Source organism: Saccharothrix sp. CCNWYY140, assembly GCF_037401995.1.
Classification (GTDB): Bacteria; Actinomycetota; Actinomycetes; order Mycobacteriales; family Pseudonocardiaceae; genus Actinosynnema.
Genome location: NZ_JBBEGC010000001.1, coordinates 75,555 through 98,834, shown reverse-complemented (window position 1 = coordinate 98,834; position 23,280 = coordinate 75,555). Strand labels below are relative to the sequence as shown.

Genomic DNA, 23,280 nt, shown 5'->3' with positions numbered 1-23,280 from the left:
GGATGGCGGCGGCGCTGATGCGGTCCTCGTGGTGAGCGGAAACCTGCCTGTTGCCGGGGGTCAGTAGACGACGCGGAAGGTTGCGTCGGCGCGGCTGGTTGTGGTTGTGATTTCGTCGATGCGTAGTGCGAAGGCCCAGTGCCGTAGGTAGCGGGTCGGGTAGTTGACCGAGCGGAATGACGACCAAGAGGCGTCTGCTAGGCCCGCGGTCCGGGTGAACGTGGCGTCTGCGGCGAAGCCGGGCGTTCCGTCGTTCTGCATGAGCTTGACCTCGAAGCCCTGGTGCCGCAGGAAGTAGCCGGGCCTGTTGACCGACTCGAACGACACGGCGTTCGGGTCGGACAGGCCGGGCCGCAGCCGCCACTGGGAGTCCTGGTAGGGCTCGAACGGTTGCTCGTCGATGCGGCCGATGGAGTTCGCGTGGCGGACGTAGTGGCCCGGGAAGTTGAGGGACTTGAGCCGGTTCCAGCTCGTGCCGCCGTAGCGGGCCAGCAGGCGGTCGCGGTCGGCGGTGGTGATCGGGTGGATGGTGTTGTGCTTGCCGTTCAGTGGCGCGGTGTAGGACTGGCGACCGACCTTGGTCCACGTCGGCGCGGCCAGGTCGCCCTCCCACAGGTCGAACTTGGCGTTGGGGCAATAGGTGTCGGCCCACAGCCACCACTTGTTCGCGGTCAGCGACTTGACCAGCGTCGGCGCCTCGGTGCACCGGTTGTCGCCGATGGCCGAGCCGTACGGGGTGAAGCTGCCCGGCTGGAGCGACGTGGACCTGGCCCCGAAGATCCCGGTCGTGGCGTCGTTGCGGTAGTACAGGTAGTTCGTCCCGTTGACGCCTGTGATCACGTGGGAGTCGATGACGGCGGTGCCGGGGTCGAAGAACACGACCGGCGCGGTCGCGGTGACGAAATCGGTCGTGTAGGCGACGGAGATCACCGCGTGCGAGCGGCCCGGCGGGATGGTGGAGAACGTGATGCCGTAGGCGTTGCGCGACGGGTCCCAGTGGAGCGCGGGCGCCCAGCTGAAGGAGGTGGTGTTGGTCGAGTTGACGTTGAGCAGCCGGTCGGCCGACCAGGTCACCAGGTCGGGCGAGGTCCAGACGTGGATGTTCTGGTTGGGCCTGGTGAACGAGCCGCCCACCGGGATGTCGGTGGCCAGCACGACCCACGTGCCGTTGCTGAGCCGGGTGATGAACGGGTCGCGGATGCCCTTGGTCCCGGCGGTCGGGGTGAGGACGGGGTTGTTGTCGTTGAGCGGTGTCCACTCCAGACCGTCGTTGCTGACGGCGAGGTGGACGGCGTTGACGTTGCCCGAGCCGTTCGGGGATTCTTTGAAGTACCCCATGACGTAGGCGGCGTCGGCTGCCTGGGCGTGCGCGGGAGCACTGCCGACGCCCACCGCTAGCGCTGCGGTGGCGAGCCAGCAGAGGGCCAGTCGCGCGAGTCGTACCATCGTCGTCACCTTCCGCGATCCGTGCCGCTGTGTGCGCATCAGGCCAGGTCCCACTGCTGGACGGCCAGGCCGTTGCAGGTCCACTGCCGGATCTCGGCGCCGGGCTGGGTGCCCCAGTTGTAGTTGTCCAGGCACAACCCGCTGTGCTTGTTGACCAGCGTGGTGCGGCCGTTGGTGGTGGTCAGCCGCCACTGCTGGACGGCGAGGCCGTTGCACGTCCACTGGTGCACCGGCGAACCCGGTGCGGTGGCGAAGTCCTTGTTGTCCAGGCACAAACCGCTGTAGCCGTTGAAGATCTCGTAGTAGCCGTCGCCCTTCGGGGTGAGGTACCAGTCCTGGACGGACGCGGTGTTGCAGGTCCACTGGCGGACCTCGGAGCCGGGCTTGAGGCCGAAGTTGTAGTCGTCCAGGCAGAGGGCGCTGTGCCGGTTCTTGATGTGCACGCGTGCCACCGGGCCGCCGGTCTCACCCGAGGGGCCTTGGAGCACGGTGGAAGTGGAGACCGGGGTGCCCAGGTTCGGCGTGCCGTCGGCGTTCCACGAGATCTTCTGGACGCGGGTGGTGCGGGTCGTGCCGCAGCCCTGCGACGCGGAATCGTTGGCGTGGTAGGCGATCCACGTCTCGGTGCCGTCGGGCGAGGTGAAGAACGAGTGGTGGCCGGGGCCGAACACGCCGTTCGCGTCGTTGCGCTGGAAGATCGGGTCCTGGAACTTCGTCCACGAGCTCGCCGCCAGCGGGTTGCCGCCCTTGTACTCCAGCATGCCCAGCTTGTAGTTGGGGCCCCAGCAGGCGCTGGCCGAGTAGGTCAGGAACGTGCGGCCGTTGCGCTGCAACGCGAACGAGCCTTCGTTGACGTTGCCCTCCTGGCGCTCCCAGGCCAGCGTGGGCGCGGAGATGCGGGTGCCGAACGCGGAGACCGACCACGGCGTGTCCATCGGCGCGATGAACAGCGACTGGAGGCCGTCCGAGCCGAACGCGGAGAAGTGGAAGTAGTTGGCGCCGTTGAGCTTGAGCACCGCGCCGTCGATCGCCCAGCCGCCGTTGGGCATCAGGTTGAGGATGCCGCGGTAGGTGTACGGCCCCAGCGGGTCACTGCCCGCGCTCTCCAGGACGTGCGTGCGGCGCTCGCCGAACCCTTCCTTCGGCTGCACCGAGTAGTAGATGTACCAACGGTTGTTGATCTGCTCCAGGTGCGGCGCCCACATCGTGCAGCAACCCTCGTTCTGGGTCGCCGTGAAGACCCGCTGCTCCGGGGCGCTGCGCAGGGCGGCGATCGTGGTCGACTTCCGCATCACGATGTCGGAGGTCCACGTCGTCGCCACGTAGTAGTACGCGCCGTTGTAGGTGACCAGCGTGGGGTCCGCACTGTTCGGCAGCGGCACGACGGGGTTGACGAACGACGGGCCGGGCGCCGCGACCGCCACGTTCTGGCCGATCAGCACTGACGACAGCGCCACGAGACAGGCCGCGACGAGCGACAGCAGGCGTCGCGGGGATGGACGGGACCGGGAAGGCAGCATGACCACTCCAGGGGTGCCACAGGGTTCGGACACGTGCGGGCGCGCACGGCCACGTTGCACGACACAGGGACAGGCGTGACCGGCTCGACGGTCGGGTGGAGCGGCGAGCATCACTCCAGGATGAACGTGGAGTCGGCGCGGGCGACCGTGTCGGTCGCGGTGGTCAGGTTGACGGTGGTGCCGTTGTGGCGCAGGTAGCGGCCGGGGAAGTTCTGCGACTCGAACGACACCGCCGAGCTGTCGGCCAGGCCGGCGCGCTGGAAGAAGCTGGCGTCCTTCTTGAACAAGGCCGTGCCGTCGTCGCGCTGCACCCAGAACTCGTAGTTGCGGTGCCGCAGGTAGTAACCCGGGAAGTTGGTCGACTCCAGCGACACCGTGCCGGCGCCGTTGAGGCCGGTCACGATCCGGAACTGCGAGTCCGCCAACGGATTGACGCCGGCCTCGACCCTGGCGCGGTACTCCCAGTGCCGCACGAACCGGTCAGGGAAGTTGTACGACTTGAGCCGCACCGGGGTGACGCCGTCGGCGACCGGGATGCCGAAGTTCGGTGTGCCGTCGGCGTTCCAGTAGATCTTCTGCACGCGGGTGCGGCGGTCGGGGTTGGCGAGCGGGTCACCGACGATGTCGCGGTAGCTGCGGTCGTGGTAGACGAGGATGTCGCTCTGCCCGTCCTCGGAGACGGTGAACGAGTTGTGGCCGGGGCCGTACTGGCTCGTCGCGGAATTGCTGGCGAACACCGGGGTTTGACTCTTGGTCCACGACGAGGGGTTGAGCAGGTCGGCCGTCGACGACGCGGAAAGCATGCCGAGGCAGTAGTTCGCGTCGGTGGCGCTGGCGGAGTAGGTCAGGAAGACCCGGCCGCCGCGCTGGATCACCGCCGGTCCCTCGTTGACCCTGACCCCGCGGGTCTCCCAGGTCAACGTCGGCGAGGTCAGCTTCGTCACCGTCCCGGTGATCGTCCACGGGTCGGCGCCCATCCGCGCGAGGTAGATGCTGGAGTCGCCGCCGGGCTCGGCCTGCGCCCAACTCAGGTACCGCACGCCGTTCACCACGAACGTGGTCTCGTCGAGCGAGAACGTGTCCCACGGCGTGACGATCCGCCCGCGCTCCACCCAGGTGCCGGTGATCGGGTTGGGGTCGGCGGTCTCCAGCACATACATCCGGATGCGCCACTTGTCGTCGGACCGCCCGGCGGTGAAGTAGACGTACCACTTGCCGTTGATGAAGTGGATCTCCGGCGCCCAGATGTGCGCGCCCATCTCACCGGTGGCGTGCTTGCGCCAGATCACCGTCTCCGGCGCGCTCGCCAGTCCCTGGATCGTGGTCGCACGGCGCAGCACGATCCGGTCGTACTCCGGCACCGTCGCGGTGAAGTAGTAGAAGCCATCGGTGTGCTTGAAGACGTGCGGGTCCGCCCGCTGCTCCGCCAACGGGTTCGTGAACCGGACGGCGGGCGACGCGTGCGCCGCGGGCATCACCACCACCAGGCCCGAGAACGCGGTCGCGACTGCCAACGCGACTACGGCCAGTCTGCGGACGAACCGCTTGGGAACAGCAGCGTTCATCGGTCCACTCCATCGTGGGTCGAGGTGACGCGGGGGTGTGAACGCTAACAGCGACCGTCCCGGCAGCTCAAGACCTACTTTCGAGAAGTTGCGCTTCCGGGGTCGGCGTCGACTGATTGTTGCTGTCCGGCGCGTTCACATCAGCGATGCAAACGGGCTGGTCACCCACGTCCTGTCTGAACAATGACGTTGTTAGCGATAACACAGCGCGCCGCGCCTTCGGTCGTGGAGGTCGCTGCCGGCGTGGCCGCTGCGGTCCCCTCTGTGGCCGCGTCGGCCAGTTCGCGGCGTCCGCCGGCTGCATACCGTCGGTTACGTCGAACCCGACAGGCGAGCAGAGGCGGGCGCGTCGGAAACCGCGAAGGCGCCACGTGATCCGAAGGACGGCACACATGAACTACGACTTCCGGGACAAGGTCATCGCGGTCACGGGAGGTGCGGGCGGCATCGGGAGCGCGATGTGCCGGAAGTTCGCCGCCGGTGGCGCCCGGTGCGTGGTGGTCGACATCGACACGAGGCGCGCGGAGGAGGTCGCGGGTGGGTTGCCGGGCAACGGGCACCTCGGCGTCGGGTGCGACCTCATGGACTGGGCGCAGGTCGGGCGGCTCTTCGAGCGGATCGCCACCGCGCACGGCCGGCTGGACGTGCTGATCAACAACGTCGGCGTGACCAGCACCGAGCGGTTCGACGTGCGCGACGTCCCCAGCATCGAACGGGAGATCGGCCTCAACTTCGTGTCGCCGCTGGTCACCACGCGGCTCGCGATCCCGCTGCTGCGCGCCTCGAAGGACCCCCGGGTGATCAGCACGGTGTCGCTCGCCGGGCTGTTCCCGCAGGGCGAGACGCCGGTGTACTGCGCCTCCAAGTTCGGGCTGCGCGGCGCGATGCTGTCGATCGGGCTCGACCTGCGGGAGAAGGGCATCCTGGCCGGCTCGGTCCTGCCGTCGGCCACCGACACGCCGATGCTGCGCCGGGAGGCCGTCGAGGGCGGGAACTCCATGCAGTTCCTGGAACCCCCGCAGCAGCCGTCGGACGTCGTCGCGGCCGTGGTCGGCATGCTGGACAAGCCCCGGCTGGAGGTCTACGCCCGGCCGAGCGAGTCCTTCGGCGCCCGACTGGCGATGGTGGTGCCCAACCTGCTGCCGAAGATCCTCCCCTTGTTCCGCAAGCGCGGTGACCGCGGCATGGCCCGTTACCTGGAAGACCTGCGCCGCCGAGGACTCGCGCGCCGCGTGGACGGTCGCTGGGTGCTGGTGGACGAGCGCTGATCGTCCTCAATGGACCGAACGCCCTTTCACCGCGCCGCTCGAACGAAAGGCATGAACCACATGACGACCAAGCGCACCCCTACGACCGAACCGATTCCCGAGCGCCCGTCCTGGCCGCTGATCGGCCACGCCCTGGACGTGCCCGGCGGCGCCGACGGCCTGCTCCACGTCATGGCCGAGGCCAGGGAACTGGGGCCGTTGTTCAAGCTGCGCATCTTCGACCGGGAGATCAACTTCGTCTCGGGCGTCGACCTGGTCACCGAGCTGTCCGACGAGACCCGGTTCCGCAAGAACCTGCACCCCGACCTCGTGCTGCTGCGGGACATCGGCGGGGACGGGCTCTTCACCGCGTACAACGACGAGCCGAACTGGCAGAAGGCGCACGACATCCTGATGCCCGCGTTCTCGCTGGGCGCCATGCGCGGCTACCACGGGACGATGCTCGACGTCGCCAAGACCTTGATCGCCAAGTGGGACGACGCGGTCGGGACGAGCGCCGTGGACGTGGCCGAGGACATGACGCGGTTGACCTTCGACACGATCGGGCTGTGCGGCTTCGGCTACGACTTCGAGTCCTTCCGCCGCGCGCAGCCGCACCCGTTCGTGACCGCGCTGTCGCGGGCGCTGGACTTCGCCCAGGCCAAGGGCGAGGCCCTGCCGTGGACGGGTTTGTTCCAGTGGAAGAAGGCGGAGCAGTACCAGGAGGACCTGGCCTGCATGAAGGACCTCGTCGACGACGTGATCCGCCGCCGCCGCGCCGAGGGCGACACCGGCGCCGACGACCTGCTCGGACGGATGCTGCACACCCGCCACGAGCGGACCGGTGAGCCGCTGGACGACGTCAACATCCGCCACCAGGCCATCACGTTCCTCATCGCGGGCCACGAGACGACCAGCGGCGCGCTGTCGTTCGCACTGCACTACCTGACGAAGCACCCGGAGGTGCTCGCGCGGGCCCAGGCCGAGGTGGACGCGCTGTGGGGCGATGTCGACGACCCGCGGCCGGAGTACGGCGACATCGGGAAGCTCTCCTACCTCCGCCAGGTGCTCAACGAGGGCCTGCGGCTGTGGCCGACCGCCCCGGTGTACGCGGTGGAACCGTTGGAGGACACGGTCATCGGCGGCAAGTACGCGGTGAGCGCGGGCGAAAGCCTGCTGGTGCTGATCCCGCAGTTGCACCGCGATCCCGCCTGGGGCGACAACGTCGAGTTGTTCGACCCCGAGCGGTTCTCCCCCGAGCGGGAGGCGGCCCGGCCGGTCCACCTGTTCAAGCCGTTCGGCAGCGGTGAACGCGCGTGCATCGGCCGCCAGTTCGCGCTGCACGAGGCGACCCTGGTGCTCGCGCTGCTGGTGCACCGGTACCGGCTGATCGACCACACCGACTACCAGTTGAAGATCAAGCAGTCGCTGACCCTCAAGCCGGACGGCTTCACGCTCCGGTTGGCCCGGCGGACCGGCGCCGAGCGGCGGCTGCCCGTCGCCGCGAGCGCCCACCCCACGACCGCCACGACCACCGCCTCCCGCCGCGCCGCCGGCACCGCGCTGACCCTGCTGCACGGTTCCAACCTCGGCACGTGCACCGGCATCGCCCGCGACCTGGCCGTCGATGGCGACGAACGCGGTTTCGCCACGACAGTGGCTCCACTCGACGAGTTCGCGGGCCGGATCAGCGCGGACGGCGGCCCGCTGGTGATCGTGGCGGCTTCGTACAACGGCCGACCCACCGACGACGCGGCGCGGTTCGTGGCGTGGGCGGAAGGGCTGGAGGCCGGTTCGCTGGAGGGTGTCCACTACGCCGTCCTCGGTGTCGGGGACCGCAACTGGGCCGCCACCTACCAGCGCGTCCCCGCACTGCTCGACGAGCGGCTGGCGGCGGCGGGCGCCACGCCGCTGCTGGCCCGCGGCGCGGCCGACGCGGCGGGGGACTTCGGCGGAACGGTCGACCGGTGGACGGCCGACCTGTGGCACGCGCTGCTGGAGCGCTACGGCGCCGCCGGCGGCGGGACGGAACCGGGGTCGGACCCGGCCGCGGCGCTGTACGAGCTGGAAGACGCGGGGGAGTCGGTCACCGGTGAGCTGGCCGCCCGGCACGGGGTGCGGCCCATGCGGGTGCTCGAAGCCCGCGAACTGGTGGACGTGGACCACCCGCTCGGCCGGTCCAAGCGCTTCCTGCGGGTGCGCCTGCCGGAGGGGGTCACCTACCGCACCGGCGACCACTTCGCGGTGCTCCCGCGCAACCCCGAGCACCTGGTGCGGCGGGTCGCCGACCGGTTCGGCCTCGACCTCGACCGCACGGTCCGGGTCAAGGCGCGTCGCCGCAGCCGCAACGCGCTGCCCGTCGACCGGCCGCTGACCCTGCGCCGCCTGCTGACCGACTTCGTCGAACTCCAGGACCCGGCCACGCCCGAGCAGGTCGCCGTGCTGGCCGAGCACACCGCGTGCCCGCCGGAGCGCCGGCCGTTGACCGAACTCGCCGCCGCGCCGGCCGACGAGGTCCACGACCGGCTCGGGCACCGCAGCGTTCTGGACCTGCTGGAGCGGTACCGCGCTTGCGAACTGCCCTTCGAGCGGTACCTGGAGATGCTGCCGGTGATGCGGGCCCGCCACTACTCGATCTCGTCCTCCGCGTCGGCCTCGCCGTGCGAGGTGGACCTGATGGTGTCGCTGCTGTCGGCCCCGCACCGCGGCGGGGAGGGCGCGTTCCACGGCATCGCGTCGCACTACCTGAACACCGTCGACGCGGGTGATGTGCTCCAGGCCAGGGTGCTCGCCGCCGGTGACGCCTTCCGCCTGCCGTCCGACCCGGCGGTCCCGGTGATCATGGTCAGCGCCGGCACCGGCGTCGCGCCCTTCCGCGGCGCGGTTCTCGACCGGGTGCACACCGGGGAACGTGGACCGTTGCTGTGCTACTTCGGCTGCGACCACCCCGACGTCGACTACCTGCACCGCGCCGAGATGGAAGCGGCCGAGGACGCCGGAGCGGTCAGCATGCGGCCCGCCTTCATGCACGCCCCGGAGAACGGTGTCACCTTCGTGCAGGACCGCATCGCCGCGGAAGGCGACGAGATCTGGGAGCTGCTGCGCGGCGGCGGCCGGGTGTACGTCTGCGGAGACGGCCGGCGCATGGCGCCCGCGGTGCGCGAGGCGTTCAAGGAGCTGTACCGCGCGCACACCGGCGGTGACGAGGACGCGGCGGCTGCGTGGCTGGCGGGGTTGCAGGACGCCGACCGGTACGTCGAAGACGTCTGGGCGGGCTGAGCGGTGGCCGAGGTCGTGCGGATGAGCAGGGGCGTCGCGTGAAGGAGGGCGGCGCGGTGTTGTCCCTCGGCGTCGTGGCGGCGTTGATCACCGGCTTCACGATGGGCAGCGCGGGCACGAACGTGATGCCGGTGCTCGTGGAGGACTTCGCGGACCGCTTCGGGTTGTCCGGGGCGGGCGCGGGACTGGTCGGGGCGGCCCAGTTGACGGCCACCGCGGTCGTGACGCTGTCGGTCGCCGGGATCGCCGCCACAGCGCACCGGGTCTCGATGGCGCGAGTCGGTCTGGTGGTGGCGCTGTTCGGGTCCGTGGGCGTTTTCGCCGCCCGGGAACCCGTCACGCTCGTGCTGGCGAACCTCCTGGTCGGCGCCGGGTTGGGTGTCGTCTCGGCGGCGGCCACGGCGGCGCTGGCGGCGGTGGCGGACGCCGACAGGGCATCCGCGATCACCATCACCGGAACCGTGGTCACCGCCGCGCTGCTGATCGTGGCCGTGCCCGCCGTCAACGAGCACCGGGGTGGTGCCGGGTTCCTCCTGGTGGCGGTGTGCTGCGTGCCCGCGTGGTTCCTGGTGCGCGGGCTGCCGGACAGCCGGCACGGGCCGCCCGTCGCCGTGGTGCCGCGCCGCCCCTCGGTCGTGCTGCTGGGCGGGACGGCGGTGCTCTGGGCCATCACCCAGGGCACGTGGGCCTACGCCTCCGTCCTCGGCCGGCTGCACACCGGGATGTCGGCCGCGGCGGTCTCGGTGGTCCTGGCCGTGTCGAGCGTCGCGGCGCTAGCCGGGGCGGTGGCGGGAGCGCCGGCCGCCCGCCGGTTCGGGCGGCTCGGGTCGATGGCGGTGTTCGTCGCCGTCGAGGCCGTGGCGATGGCGGTCGTCGTGATCGGCGGGGGACCGGTGCCGTTCGTCGTCGCCGCGGTGATCTGGCAGGCGTGCCAGTTGGCCGTCCTGGTCCAGATGGTGGCCGCGGCGGCGGTGCTCGACCCGACCGGCCGGTGGGTCGCCTCCCTCGCGGGGGCCTCGGCCCTGGGCACCGGCGTCGGCCCGTTGGTGGTGGGCGTGCTGCTGGAAGGCGCGGGTCCGCCCGTCCTCGGCGTGGTGCTCGCGATCGGCGTGGTGGCCGCGTCGGTGCCCCTGCTGCGCATGACCACGGCCGCCGACGGCGTGCCGGCCGCTGCGGTCCCGTCCGTGGCCGGTGAGGCCAGTCCCCGGTGAACCCCGGGTCCATACGGTCCTGTGAAGAAGGCCGAACCCTCGACCAGAAAGGCGGGCTCGTGGACGACGACCAGTACGACACCTGCGTGATCGGAGCCGGCCCGGCCGGGCTCGCGGTCGCGCGGGCCCTGGCGGCACGGGGGCTGCCGTACACGCACGTCGAACGGCACACGGCTCCCGGCGGCATCTGGGACATCGACAACCCCGGAAGCCCGATGTACGAGTCCGCCCACTTCATCTCCAGCCGGACCCGGTCGGGTTTCGGTGGCTGGCCGATGCCCGACGACTTCCCCGACTACCCCTCGCACCGGCACGTGCTGGCCTACTTGAAGTCGTTCGCCGACGCCTACGGGCTCACGGGCCGCATCGAGTTCGGCACGGCGGTGCGGACCGTCGCCAAGAACGCCGATGGCTCGTGGACGGTCACCAGGGACGACGGGCGGGAGAGCGTGCACGGGCAGGTGGTGGTGTGCACCGGCGCGCAGTGGCACCCCAACGTCCCGGAGCTGCCGGGGCGGTTCACCGGGGAGGTCCGGCACACGATCGGCTACCGCGACGAGCGGGAATTGCGCGGCAAGCGGGTGCTCGTCGTGGGCGCGGGCAACTCGGGGTGCGACATCGCCTGCGACGCGGCCCGCGCGGCCGACCACGCCGTGATCAGCATGCGCCGGGGCTACTGGTTCATCCCCAAGCACGTGTTCGGCCGCCCGGTGGACACGCTCGCCGGCGCCGGGCCGAAGCTGCCGATGTGGTTGGAGCAGAAGGTGTTCGGCGCGCTGCTGAGGCTGCTCAACGGCGACACCGCGCGCCTCGGGTTGCCCGATCCCGACCACAAGCTGTTCGAGACGCACCCCGCCATCAACTCCATGCTGCTGCACCACCTGCGGCACGGGGACATCACGGCCAAGCCGGGCATCGCCCGCGCCGAGGGCGGGACCGTGCACTTCACCGACGGCACCTCGGACGAGTTCGACCTGGTCCTGCTGGCGACCGGCTACCGGCACGCGGTGCCGGTGGCGCAGGAGTACTTCGGCGACGAACAGCACCCCGAGCTGTACCTGTCGGCGTTCTCCCGCCGGCACGAGGGCCTGTTCGGAGTCGGCTTCCTGGAGACCAACTCCGGGGCGTACCGGCTCTTCGACACCCAGGCGCAGCTGATCGCGGGCTTCATCGGGGACAGCCGGCGCGGACTGCCCGCCGCCGAGCGGTTCGCCCGCATGATCCGCGACGACCACCCGGACCTCACCGCGGGGCTGAGGTTCGTCTCCTCACCCCGGCACACCGGCTACGTCGACAGCGGCGCGTACCGGAGGTACGTCGAGAAGGTCGCCAAGGCGATGGGGTGGCCGACCGAGGGCAGGCCCCCGTCGGTGGCCGCGCGCGTGGAGGCGGTGTCGTGACCGCGCTGGAAGTCCGCAACCCCGCGACCGGCGGGCTGATCACCACGCTGCCCGCCACCTCCGCGGCCGAGGTCGCGGAGGCGGCCCGGCGGGCCCGGCAGGTGCACGAGGCCGGGACCTGGTCGCGGGTGCCGCCGCGCGAGCGGGCGGCGGTCCTGGTGCGCCTCGTCGACCTGATGCGGCGGGACGCGGAACTCCTGGCGCGGCTGGACAGCGAGGACGCGGGCAAGCCGATCTCCGAGTGCCGCACCGGCGACGTGCCCGGCGCGATCGAGTCGGTGCGCTGGTTCGCCGAGGCGGCCGACAAGGTCTTCGGCCGCGTCGCGCCCACCGGCCCCGACCACCTCGCCGTGATCACCCGCGAGCCAGTGGGCGTGGTGGCCGCGATCCTGCCGTGGAACTACCCGCTCGCCATGTCGGCTTGGAAGGTCGGTCCCGCGCTCGCCGCCGGGAACTGCCTGCTGCTCAAACCCGCCGAGGCGACGCCGCGGTCGGCCCTGCACCTGGCCCGCCTGGCCGGGGAAGCGGGGTTGCCCGAGGGTGTGCTGACCGTGCTGCCGGGCCACGGCGCGGTGGCGGGCGCGGCGCTCGCGCGTGATCCGGTGGTGGGAGCGCTGTCGTTCACCGGTTCGACCGCGACCGGCCGCGCCGTCCTCACCGCCGCCGCGCGGACGAACTTCAAGCGCGTGTCGCTGGAGATGGGCGGGAAGAGCCCGCAGGTGCTGATGGCGGACGCGCTCGACTTCGGTGACGACCTCGTCGCCGACATGATCGACGCCGCGTTCCTCACCTCGGGGCAGAACTGCACCGCCGGTTCCCGCGTCCTGGTCCACCGGGACATCGCCGACGAGGTCGTGACCCGGTTCGTCGCGGCGGCCGGCGCCCTGGTCGTCGGCGATCCCGCCGAGCCCGACACCCGGATCGGTCCGCTGATCGACCACGACGCCAGGGACCGCGTCGCCACCGCCGTGGCGGAAGCTCGCGCGGGCGGTGCGCGCATCCACGCCCCCGACCTCCCCGAAGGCCTCCACCCCGGCGGCGCGTACTACCCCCCGACCGTGGTCACCGACGTTCCGGCGGGGGCGCGGCTGCTCACCGACGAGCTGTTCGGCCCGGTCGTCAGCGTCCAGACCTTCACCGACGAGGCGGAGGCGGTCCGCATGGCCAACGCCACCGAGTACGGGCTGGCCGCGTCGGTGTGGACCAGGGACCTCGACGTCGCCTGGCGGGTGGCTCGCGGTGTCCAGGCCGGCGTCGTGTCCGTCAACTCCTACAGCGAGGGCGACATCACCACGCCCTTCGGCGGCTGGAAGCAGTCCGGGTACGGCGGCGCGGAGAAGTCCACGACCGCTTTCGACCAGTGGACGAGGGAGAAGACCGTGTGGATCCGGACGCGGTGACCCTCAGCCGTCCCGGTCGAGCACCGTGCCGCGCAGCTCCAGCGGCGTCACGCCGTGCCATCGGCGGATCGCACGCCGGAGCGCCCGCACGTCGGAGAAGCCGACGCGGCGGGTGATGTCGGTCAGCGTCAGCTCCGGCCGGCGCAGGAGCTGTTCGACGCGTTCCCGGCGAACGCCGTCGACGAGCGCCTCGTAGGTGGTGCCGCACTCGGCCAGGCGGCGGCGCAGCGTGCGTTCCCCGGCCGCGTGCTTGCGGGCCTGCTCCGCGAAGGTGGGGACGGCCGGCAGGCTCTGCGCGATCGAGACCTCCAGCACCTCCAGCAGGTCCTGGCGGGTGCGGCGGGAGGCCAGCTGCGCGTCCAGCACCTCCAGCAACGACGCGTGGGTGACCGGGTCGCGCCCCGGCATCCCGGCCCGGACCCACGAGGCCGGGAAGACCAGCCCGTTGCGCGGGGCGGAGAAGCGGACCGGACACCCGAACAGCTCGTCGAACGGGCGGGTGTCGCGCGGGGCGGGAAAGGTGAACTCCACCAGCCGCGGCCGGAAGTCCGGACCGAGCGCCAGCCGCGTGACCGTCACGACACTGCTGAACGCCTCTTCGACCAGGAAGGCGCCGACCGCGGGGTCCAGAGCCGGATCGGGCAGGTCGGCCCACAACGTGAAGCCCGCGTCACCCTCCCCGGCCGACCACACCACCATCGCCCCGGACAGGTTCTGGAACCGCACACCCGCCTCGACGGCGTCCCGCAGGGTGTCGGCGGCCATCAGCGCCAACCCCACCAGCCCCCACGAGGTCGGGTGCTGCCTGGCACCCACCCGCAGCCCCAGGTGCTCCTCCCCGGTCAGCCCCAGTGCCCGACGGACGACCTCGCTGCCTTGGCGGTAGGACACCCGCAACTCGACGGACCCCAACACCGCCTCGTCCAGGCCGACGTGGGCGAGCGCGGGACGCAGATCGGCACCGAGCTCGTCGGCGACCGCGGTGAGGTGGCGCAGGATGATCGGCGGGATCGTCGCCGAGGTGCTGCGGTTGGTGGGACGTGCGGCGGTCCTCTCCGGACGGTCGGCCATCGCACAGCTCCCTTCTCCTCGCTCCACCGCGCACACGACCGGCCAGGTCGCCTGGTCGGTGGTTCGGCGGCGAGCCTCGCACATCCCTTGTGGAGCTTGCGGCGCCGGTGGCCCCAGCGGCCCCGCCTCGGCGAGGCGCTGACGCCACTGGCCCGGGGCGATCAAGGCCGTGACAAGCCGGGGGGAGCACGTCGGTCGGGTACCGGCTGTCGGCATTGTCGAGGAGGCCGTCGAGGATCGCTCGTTGGCCGCGAGGTGTCAGATGGACGTGATGAAGGCCGCCAGTTCGAGCATGTCGACCTTGTCGACGTCATTCGGGTGGATGACGATGGTGAGGTGTCGTGTCACGACCGTCGTCCGTGAGCGTGCGATGAAGGACAACGCGATCAAGCGGATGATGCTGGAGCGGTCGAGGGCGTCGACCTTGGCAAGCTCCGAGCCGATGACAGCTATGGACACCGGTTCGCGTGAGGCATGGACGTGGACTGCATCCCAGAGCTTGCCGAGGCTGTTCCAGATGTCGTCAACGGTGGCACGGGCGACCAAGTCGTTGCCCATAGTGGCGTAGGCGGTGCAGAACGCGCGATGCTCGCCGGCATCCAAGACGGCCACAGTGCCTATGGGGTATCGGGCGTTTTTGCCGATCGTCTTGTCGCTGTCGGGTGACGGGCTCGTGCCTGATAGGGCGGTGGCAAGTGCCTGGTCGAGTGCCGCGGTGTCGGGCTGGAAGCGGCGCTGGAATTGCGATTGCACGCTCCTGGGGTGGATGATTCGGGTATCACTGGTGTCCGTGTCGAACGTATCGGTGTAGCCGACGACGAGATGCGTGTTCTGGTCGAACAAGTCCCCGACGGTGATCGTGAGGGTCGTGTCGGGTTGGCCGAAATGGCGGGACAGCGTTCGCTTGGGCCACGCCCGGCTCATGCCCACGGCTATAGGTGCCAAGCCTAGTACTGCCACCATGACGAGGGGATGGTACGTAGCACTGGGTGTGAGAATGTCGTAGACCTGCATGGCGCCGCCGAGAACGCCAAACGTCGCCAGCGAACTGCCGGCGAGAATGGACCAGCCTCGACCGCTGGTGAAGATCGATCGCAAGCCATAACGCAGCCTCGACATGAACACCTCGTCGCGCATCTTGGGCAGTTTGGTTCAGGGGTTCGCAATGAGCTGGGCGAGTCTGTCAATCTGAATAAAGGGTAGTACGTGTTGCTTGCGGTGGGCAGTCCTGATCTATGCCACCGTTTCTCCTGCGCCCGGGTCGAGATTATCTATCCGGTCGCGCAAGAAGATGAGGCCGCGTTGGTATTGGGCGTTGTCGGGGTCGGTCGCGGCCAGGCGCTCGAGGATGGACAGGCCGGCCCGGTAGTGCTGTCCGGCCGTGCCCGTGTCACCCCGCGCCACCTCCAGATCGCCCAGCCTCTCATAGCTGATGCTGAGGTCGCGTTGGTATTGGGCGTTGTCGGGGTCGGCTGCGGCCAGGCGCTGGGCTATGGCCAGGTCGGCTTGGTAGTGCTGTTCGGCTGTGCCGGTGTCGCCCCGCGCCGCCGCCATGTCGCCCAGCCTGTCGTAGCTGATGCTGAGGTCGCGTTGGTATTGGGCGTTGTCGGGGTCGGCTGCGGCCAGGCGCTGGGCTATGGCCAGGCTGGTTTGGTAGTGCTGTTCGGCTGTGCCGGTGTCGCCCCGCGCCACCTCCAGATCGCCCAGCTTGTTGTGGCTGACGCCGAGGTCGCGTTGGTATTGGGTGTTGTCGGGGTCGGCCGTGGCCAGGCGCTCGCGGATGGCCAGGCTGGCTTGGTAGTGCTGTTCGGCCGTGCCGGTGTCGCCCCGTGCCATCGCCAGGTCGCCGAGCTTGTCGTGGCTGACGCTGAGGTCGCGCTGGTATTCGGCGTTGTCGGGGTCGGCCGTGGCCAGGCGCTCGCGGATGGCCAGGCTGGCTTGGTAGTGCTGTTCGGCCGTGCCGGTGTCGCCCCGTGCCATCGCCAGGTCGCCGAGCTTGTTTTGGCTGACGCTGAGGTCGCGCTGGTATTCGGCGTTGTCGGGGTCGGCCGTGGCCAGGCGCTGGGCGATATCCAGGCTGGCTTGGTAGTGCTGTTCGGCCGTGCCGGTGTCGCCCCGTGCCATCGCCAGGTCGCCGAGCTTGTCGTGGCTGATGCTGAGGTCGCGTTGGTATTCGGCGTTGTCGGGGTTGGTGGCGAGTCGTTCTTGCAGAAGCTCGTGAATCTGATGGCGTTTGTGTGCGGTGGCGGTGGTGAGGCCGATGGTCTGCATTGCGTCGCACTCGCGCTCAGAGAGCCAGGTGTAGTGCCGATGAGACGTGGGTATGAGCGGAACGATTTCGGCGAGTAGTGCGGCAACGGTGACCTCGCCGTCGACGAGGTGGCAGGCGGTGAGTGCTGCGTCGGCGGCCTCGTCGTAGTCGCCGCAGGACGCCAGGTGGCGGATGTGGTCGATGTAGTCGTCGAGGCGGGGTTGGCCGGTGGTGATGCGGTGGTGGCGCATGGCGGCGCCTCGTCGGTGGCGGGATTCGAGGTCGGCTGGGGCCTGGTCGCGTTGGAGGGACGATGCGATCCAGGGGTGCATGACCAGTTCGCCGTCGACGGTGGTGAGCAGTGTGAGGTCTTGGAGCCGGGTGATGTCGCGGTCGAGGTCGAGCATCTGGTCGTCGGTGGGGGTGGCACCGTGCCGGGTGTGGACGAGGTCCTGGGTGGTGGTTGTCGCGCGGAACAGGCTGGTTTGGAGGGCCAGTTCCAGTTGCGGGGCGGTGAGGTGGGTCAGCAGGGTGTCGAGGAGGATGTCGCGGCTGCCCAGCCGGATGGCGTCGTCGATTCCGCGGTTGAGGGGACGGCCCGGTCCGGGGTCGAGTGATTCCCTGCGTGCCAGGGCACGGAGTTTGGTGGTGACGTGACGCAGCGTCGTGGTGGGGTCCGGGCGTTGGCGCAGCAGGATGTCGAGGAATTCGACAAGTCGCGGGTGGCCGCCGATGGTGTCGGCGATCAGCTGCCGATTTTGGGGTGATTGTTCGCGGAGCGCGGGTAGCCGCAGCAGGAGTCTGCTCAGTTCGGCTGGTGTGAGGGGTGGGACGTTCAGGTGCAGTAGGAGGTGGTCGGTGTCGGGCACGGGGTAGCGGCAGGTGACCAGGATCCTGCCCTTGTTCGCGGCTTCGCACAGTTCGGTGAAGATCGAGGCGACGCCCTCGTCGCGGAACGCGCCGTCGGTGGTCAGGTTCTGCTCGAAGTCGTCGAAGAGGATCAGCAGCCGGGTTCGGGCGAGCAGGCGGAAGATCGCGCGCAGCTTGTCGTCGTCGGTCCGGTCGGGTGAGTGCAGGACGGCGGCGGTGGTGTGGTGGGCGGGGTCGGTGGTGGCGTTCGCGACGGCCTCGATGAGGGCTGCGGGGTTCCAGACGCCCTCGTGTTCGGCGATCGCCCAGCCTTCCTCCCGGGCGCGGGCCAGGACCCGTCCGGCGATGGCGGTCTTGCCGATGCCGCCCACTCCGGTGAAGACCGCTCCGGCGGGGGTGCCGTAGCCGTTGGGGTCACTGGGGGTGCCGCGCAGTACTCCCATCGCGCGGCGGACCTGCTCCCGGCGACCGATCAACCGGCCGATCCTCAGCTCGCGCACGCCCGACCCGGTGCCTTCGACGGTCGCGCGGGAAAGGGCGGCCTCGGGCAACGTGGTGTTGCGCAGCGCTGTGTCCTGTCCGGAGTGGATCAGTGTGGGCACCACCGTTTCCAGCCGCGAGGTTCCCGATGCCTTGTTGCGGCGGATCTCGGCGTCTGCCGCGTGTCGGCGGGCCGCTGCCAGCGCCGAGGCCACGGTGGTGTCCGGCTCGGTGGCGAGCACGCGGTACAGCTCGCGAGCCAGGTCGGTGGCGAAGACGTCGGTGACGGCCGCCTGCATGGCGATCACGCGGTCGGCGCCGTGGCGAACCAGGGCCGCAGCCAGCCCCGCCGAACCGGTTTCCGCGCCGCGACAGCTCGACAGCACCACCAACGGCAACGGCCGTGCCCCCGCGCGCAGTGCCCCGACCAGGCGCACGGCGTCGGCGAACACGGGGTTGCCGTCCTCGTCCTCCAGCTCCACGCCGTCGGCCGAGCCGTGCGCGGACAGGTGCAGGACGTGGTACTGGTCGGTGTTGAGCGCGCGGCCGATCTCCTCCAGCGAAGCCACTTCCAGCACCCGCACCTGCACCGCCCGCGAAGAGTCCAGTGGGGTGACGACGTCCACCACGGCCTGCATCTCCGCTTCGACGTCCAGCGGCACGTTCGCGGTGCGGGTCTCCGCCGGCGCGGCCACGGCGGCCAGGATCTTCAGCGGTCCGGCCAACGGCGGGGTGGCGGGCCGCTCGACGCCGGCCAGTCCCCGGGACAGCGACACACCCGGGACGGTGGCCAACAGCCTGTGGTCGGGCAGCCGCAGGAGTTCCACGGGCAGCCACGACACGTCGTCGGTCAGCCACACCACCAGGTCGACCGTGTGGTCGAGCGGACCGTTGTCGATCAGCTCCACCAGTCTGCGCACGGTCACGTCGTCGACGAGCGCGTCCCGCAACGCGTGCCCGAGGCGGGCCAGGCCTTCGGCGGACTCCCGCTGCCAGTCGCGCAGGTTCCTCGGGAGGGGCGCCTCGTGCTCACCGAGCGGGGTCCCCGCCAGCTCGGTGCGGGTCCGCAGTGCACCTTCGTGCAGTTCGACCCGCATGACGACCGCGTGCCGCAAGCCGACCACCGGCTTCGACGGGATGACCGGCGCTGGTGGGACTGGGTCGTCGGGGTTCCACTGCCCGAGGTCCGGTACCGGACCCAAGGGCGGCTCGACGACCTCCGGCTGTTGGAGCAGGAACCGCAGCAGCTTCTCCGCGCCGTGGACGGTGTAGCCCTCGACGAAGTACACCGTCGAGGTCGACGGCGCGAGGAAGTCCGGTATTCCGTCGGGCGACTGACCCGGCAACACCACGGGGACGAACTTCTGGAGGTCGTCCTGGGCCGCGTGGAAGGCGTCGCGGATCAACCGCGCCTCCCACTGCACACCGCGCCCCACATCGGGACCCTCGCGGCCTTCGGCGCGTTTGCGGTACTGCTCGGACGCGACGCACAGGACGACGTCCGCCTCGCGGACCTGGTCGCCCATCCACAGCGTCCAGTCCTGCCGCCGCTGCGCCGCCTCCCAGTCCAGCTTGGCGTCCACCCCGTGGCGCCGCAGGAACACCCACAGGTCCCGCACCGCTTCGCGATGCGCGTCCGACTCCTGCGCGTAGGAGATGAACACCCGTCGAGCCGCCACTAATCCACTCCCTCACCCCTCGCGGTACCCCACCATCGCAGAAACTCCGCTGCGCGTTGCAGAACGCCGCGAACCCGTGTCGGGGATGCACAGGATTCCTTGGATCTCAACGCAATCTTGCGGCCGGAGCCCTCAGGTCTCCGCAATTTTCGGGGTTTACCCGCTCGGTGGAACGAAACGGACCCAGGGCACGATGGTGGGGGAGACGTCGGGCCTGCCAGGGCGGGGTGTTCAGATGGCCGAGGATTCGCGCGCGCCGAGGGTGTTCATCTCCTATGCGCACGAGTCGGACGAGCATGTCGAACGCGTGCGTGACCTGTGGTTGTTCCTGCGCGGTCACGGCGTGGACGCCAAGCTCGACCGCGTCGCGGCGCAACGCCGGCAGGACTGGACGCTGTGGATCGGCGACCAGATCCGCAACGCCGACCACATCCTGGTCATCGCCTCGTCCGCCTACCGCGAGCGCGCCGAAGGGCGTACCGGACCCGATGAAGGCAAGGGCGTGCAGTGGGAAGCGCGCATGATCCGGGACGCGTTCCACCGCGATCAACGGGCGTTGGACCGGTTCGTGCCCGTCGTGCTGCCGGGCCAGTCCGTGGACGGAGTCCCCGACTTCCTCACGCCGTCGACGACCACCGTCTACCACGTCCCGGAGTTCACGCTCGGCGGTGTGGAGCGGCTGCTGCGCCTGCTGCTCGACGCGCCTGCCGAAGTCGAACCCCCGCTCAAGCAACGACCCGACCTGCGAAGCCGGGAGCACACGCTCTCGACCACGTTGAGCCGGCAGCCGATGCGGCACGCGCTGGTCGTGCGCATGGACACCATCGACGGACAGGTGCACACCCAGGTCCTGGCAGACAGCGCGCTGGTGGGCGACAAGGTGGCAGCCCTCCCACCCGGCCTCGGATCGTGGCGGGCGGACCTGGACAGCACCTCCGGCCACGACCGGCTGACCTCGACGGGCCAGGCGTTGTGGGAGGCCATGTTCGACGAGCCCACCAGCGGACGCCTGGTGGACCTGATCGCCCACAGCCCGGTCGGCAGCGTGATCGACATCGTCGTGCACCTGGCCGAGGACCTGTCGACGATGCCGGTCGAACTGCTCAGGCTCCCCGACGGCCGCCTGGCCGCCACCACCCCCGGAGTCCGGGTCGCCCGACGGCTCGACACCGTGGAGCAGGCCTCGTCCCCGCCGCCGCCCGGACCGCTGAAGATCCTCGCCGCGGTCGCCGCACCCGAGGAGACCGCCACGCCCAACCCTCCGCTGGACGTGGAAGCGGAGATGCAGGCGCTGCTCGACGCCGTCACCGACCTCGACCTCGGACTGGCCGCGTCCAACGGCGGCGACACCGCGGCTCAGGTCAAGATCCTGGAGGTCGCCTCACTGGACGAGATCGGCCGAGCCCTGGCCGCCGACCAGTACCACGTGCTGCACCTGTCCGCCCACGGCTCGGACAACGTCGTCGAACTCGAGGACGAGGACGGCGACCCCGTACCAGCCGACGCGGATCGCCTGGTCGCCGCACTGCGCGCCGGCGAACGTCCCCTGCCGCTGGTCGTGTTGTCCAGCTGCCGCGGCGCTGCGGGCGGCACCGCCGGTCTCGCCGCCGCGCTGGTCCGACACGGCGCCGAACGGGTCATCGCCATGCAAACCTCCATCACCGACACCTACGCCACCGAACTGGCTCGCGACCTCTACACCCACCTGGCCCGCACCCCCGACGCGACCGCCTCCTCCGCTCTGGCCACCGCCCGCCGTCAAGCCTCCGACCGCCTCGCCGACCGCGCCCGCAAGAGCGGCGGCCCACCGCCACGACCCGAGTCCGCGATCCCGACCTTGATCCACAGCGGCGTCGACGGCCCCCTGCGCGCCACCACCGGCCAGCCGCAGCCACTGGAGCGCCCCACCCTCGTGCCGGGCGGCACCGGGCTGCGGGAACTGCCCCTGGGACGGCTCATCGGACGACGCCGCCAGACCCGCACTGCCATGTCCGCACTGCGCGGCACCACGCGCGACAGGGAGAAGGTCGGGGACTGGGCAGGCGTCGTGCTCACCGGCATCGGCGGCATCGGCAAAACCGCGGTCGCCGGCCGCATCGCCACCCGCGCCCGCGAGCAGGGCTGGACCGTCGCCGAACACGTCGGTGTCTGGAACCCCGACGCCCTGGCCGACGCGGTCGCCGAGGCCCTCACCTCCGCACACCACGGCGATTTCGCCGCCATCCTGCGCGCTCCCGAGGTCGACACCACCGCGAAGATCGGCGTCGTGGTCCGGCTGCTGGCCACGACGAAACTCCTGCTCCTCTTCGACGACTTCGAACAGAACCTCGACCCCGAGGGCCGATTCCACGACCCCGGCTTCGCGGAACTGTTCGGCCTGCTCTGCGACAACACCCGAGCCGGGCGCCTCCTGGTCACCTGCCGACACCCGGTCCCCGACGGCGACACCCTCCTCCGCGTCGACCTACCACCGCTCTCACCGGCCGAGCAACGACGCCTGTTCCTGCGACTGCCCGCCCTGCGCACACTGTCCACAGAAGACAGACAACTGGTCAACGCGACCATCGGCGGCCACCCCCGGCTGCTGGAGTTCCTCGACGTGCTGCTGCGCAAAGGAACCGCGGCGGACTTCCGCCACATCACCACAAAACTCCGAGACCTCGCACGCCACGAACACATCGACCTCAGGCCGAACCGCGACCTCACCACCGGCATCGCCGACACGGTCCGCCTGGGCACCCGCGACATCCTCCTCAGCGCCCTCTTGGCGCAACTAACCCCGGACCAACACGAACTCACCCTGCAAGCCTCACTCGCCCGAGCCTCACTGACCCTCCGCGACCTGGCACACACCCGCCACGGCCCAGACCCCACCCCGCAACAACTCCACACCGTCGACCAGGACGTGGAACGTCTACGCGACCTCACCCTCCTCGCCACCACCACCGACGACGAACTGCTCATGCACCCCTGGGTCGCCGCCTCACTCACCCACACCGACAACGACCTGATCGACCGCCACCGACGAGGCGCAGCCATGCGCAAGCACCGCCTCAGCAACACGGCACACGGTCGCCCGGCAGACATCACCGAATACATCCGCCACCTGGCCGGCAGTCACGACTACGACCGTGCCGTCGCAACGACCTTCGCCGCTTGTAACACCTTTCGTGGACAAGTCGCTATCGCTGCCCTGCTCGCCGAGATCACCCCTCTCATCCCCACCAGCCATGCCGGCTACCTCGCCCTCGCCGACCGCGAATGCCAAGCACTCATCGCACTAGGACTCGCGACCGCCACAGCCCAACGCCTCCACAACCTCCACACCATTGCCGTCCAACGTGCCGTCGGCAATCCCGACAACGCCGGATACCAGCGTGACCTCAGCATCAGCCACGACAGGCTTGGCGATCTGGCGGTGGCGCGGGGTGACACCAACAAGGCCGAACAGCACTACCAAACCGGCCTGGGCATTGCCCAGCGCTTGGTCACGGCTGACCCCGACAACGCCGAATACCAGCGTGACCTCAGCATCAGCCACGACAGGCTGGGTGAGCTGGCGGTGGCGCGAGGTGACACCAACAAGGCTGAACAGCACTACCAAGCCAGCTTGGACATCCGCGAGCGCCTGACCTCAGCCGACCCCGACAACGCCGAATACCAGCGCGACCTCAGCATCAGCCACAACAAGCTCGGCGATCTGGCGGTGGCGCGAGGTGACACCAACAAGGCCGAACAGCACTACCAAACCGGCCTGGGCATTGCCCAGCGCCTGGCCACGGCTGACCCCGACAACGCCGAATACCAGCGCGACCTCAGCATCAGCCACAACAAGCTCGGCGATCTGGCGGTGGCGCGAGG

General features: G+C 70.2%; 12 protein-coding genes. 6 read left to right on the top strand and 6 right to left on the bottom strand.

Going from position 1 to position 23,280, the window contains the following annotated elements; genetic code table 11:
• Window positions 1-60 precede the first annotated feature (60 nt).
• From WBN91_RS00415 to WBN91_RS00405, 3 genes are all read right to left on the bottom strand, one after another.
• Window positions 61-1,446, bottom strand: a complete 1,386-nt coding sequence (locus WBN91_RS00415) for a glycoside hydrolase family 43 protein (protein WP_337721841.1) — start codon at window positions 1,444-1,446, stop codon at window positions 61-63.
• Window positions 1,447-1,484: 38 nt separating this feature from the next.
• Window positions 1,485-2,966 (bottom strand): family 43 glycosylhydrolase, encoded by a 1,482-nt coding sequence (locus WBN91_RS00410; RefSeq protein ID WP_337721840.1) that lies wholly within the window; start codon window positions 2,964-2,966, stop codon window positions 1,485-1,487.
• Window positions 2,967-3,076: 110 nt separating this feature from the next.
• Window positions 3,077-4,531, bottom strand: a complete 1,455-nt coding sequence (locus WBN91_RS00405) for a family 43 glycosylhydrolase (RefSeq protein ID WP_337721839.1) — start codon at window positions 4,529-4,531, stop codon at window positions 3,077-3,079.
• 392 nt (window positions 4,532-4,923) lie between these two features.
• Between WBN91_RS00405 and WBN91_RS00400 the strand changes: the two genes are divergently transcribed.
• The 5 genes from WBN91_RS00400 to WBN91_RS00380 are packed head-to-tail and all read left to right on the top strand — an operon-like array spanning window position 4,924 to window position 13,068.
• A complete protein-coding gene (locus WBN91_RS00400) occupies window positions 4,924-5,799 on the top strand; it encodes an SDR family NAD(P)-dependent oxidoreductase (RefSeq protein ID WP_337721838.1) in 876 nt (291 codons plus the stop codon).
• A 60-nt stretch (window positions 5,800-5,859) separates the two neighbouring features.
• The gene (locus WBN91_RS00395) at window positions 5,860-9,057 is read left to right on the top strand and encodes a bifunctional cytochrome P450/NADPH--P450 reductase (protein ID WP_337721837.1); all 3,198 of its coding nucleotides are present in this window, start codon (window positions 5,860-5,862) and stop codon (window positions 9,055-9,057) included.
• 38 nt (window positions 9,058-9,095) lie between these two features.
• A complete protein-coding gene (locus tag WBN91_RS00390) occupies window positions 9,096-10,268 on the top strand; it encodes an MFS transporter (protein WP_337721836.1) in 1,173 nt (390 codons plus the stop codon).
• Between the two features lie 59 nt (window positions 10,269-10,327).
• Window positions 10,328-11,668, top strand: coding sequence for a flavin-containing monooxygenase (locus WBN91_RS00385; RefSeq protein ID WP_337721835.1), 1,341 nt, complete (start codon window positions 10,328-10,330; stop codon window positions 11,666-11,668).
• Entirely contained in the window at window positions 11,665-13,068 is a 1,404-nt protein-coding gene (locus WBN91_RS00380; protein WP_337721834.1) for an aldehyde dehydrogenase family protein, read from the top strand. Before WBN91_RS00385 ends, WBN91_RS00380 begins: the two co-directional genes overlap by 4 nt.
• Window positions 13,069-13,071: 3 nt before the next feature.
• Here the strand turns inward: WBN91_RS00380 and WBN91_RS00375 are convergent, their stop codons facing one another.
• From WBN91_RS00375 to WBN91_RS00365, 3 genes are all read right to left on the bottom strand, one after another.
• Complete coding sequence (locus tag WBN91_RS00375; protein WP_337721833.1) at window positions 13,072-14,139, bottom strand: AraC family transcriptional regulator; 1,068 nt, start codon at window positions 14,137-14,139, stop codon at window positions 13,072-13,074.
• A 258-nt stretch (window positions 14,140-14,397) separates the two neighbouring features.
• The gene (locus WBN91_RS00370) at window positions 14,398-15,276 is read right to left on the bottom strand and encodes a macro domain-containing protein (protein WP_337721832.1); all 879 of its coding nucleotides are present in this window, start codon (window positions 15,274-15,276) and stop codon (window positions 14,398-14,400) included.
• Window positions 15,277-15,372: 96 nt separating this feature from the next.
• Window positions 15,373-19,419, bottom strand: a complete 4,047-nt coding sequence (locus WBN91_RS00365) for a CHAT domain-containing protein (protein WP_337729352.1) — start codon at window positions 19,417-19,419, stop codon at window positions 15,373-15,375.
• A 235-nt stretch (window positions 19,420-19,654) separates the two neighbouring features.
• Here WBN91_RS00365 and WBN91_RS00360 point away from each other — a divergent pair.
• A partial coding sequence (locus WBN91_RS00360; protein WP_337721830.1) for a CHAT domain-containing protein occupies window positions 19,655-23,280 on the top strand: 3,626 nt, incomplete at its 3' end.

What these genes read in the sequence shown, in the direction of transcription:
- WBN91_RS00415 (WP_337721841.1), bottom strand. Translation starts at nt 1,446, where the DNA reads ATGGTACGACTCGCGCGACTGGCCCTCTGCTGGCTCGCCACCGCAGCG.
- WBN91_RS00405 (WP_337721839.1), bottom strand. Translation starts at nt 4,531, where the DNA reads ATGAACGCTGCTGTTCCCAAGCGGTTCGTCCGCAGACTGGCCGTAGTC.
- WBN91_RS00395 (WP_337721837.1), top strand. Translation starts at nt 5,860, where the DNA reads ATGACGACCAAGCGCACCCCTACGACCGAACCGATTCCCGAGCGCCCG.
- WBN91_RS00375 (WP_337721833.1), bottom strand. Translation starts at nt 14,139, where the DNA reads ATGGCCGACCGTCCGGAGAGGACCGCCGCACGTCCCACCAACCGCAGC.
- WBN91_RS00370 (WP_337721832.1), bottom strand. Translation starts at nt 15,276, where the DNA reads ATGCGCGACGAGGTGTTCATGTCGAGGCTGCGTTATGGCTTGCGATCG.
- WBN91_RS00400 (WP_337721838.1), top strand. Translation starts at nt 4,924, where the DNA reads ATGAACTACGACTTCCGGGACAAGGTCATCGCGGTCACGGGAGGTGCG.
- WBN91_RS00410 (WP_337721840.1), bottom strand. Translation starts at nt 2,966, where the DNA reads ATGCTGCCTTCCCGGTCCCGTCCATCCCCGCGACGCCTGCTGTCGCTC.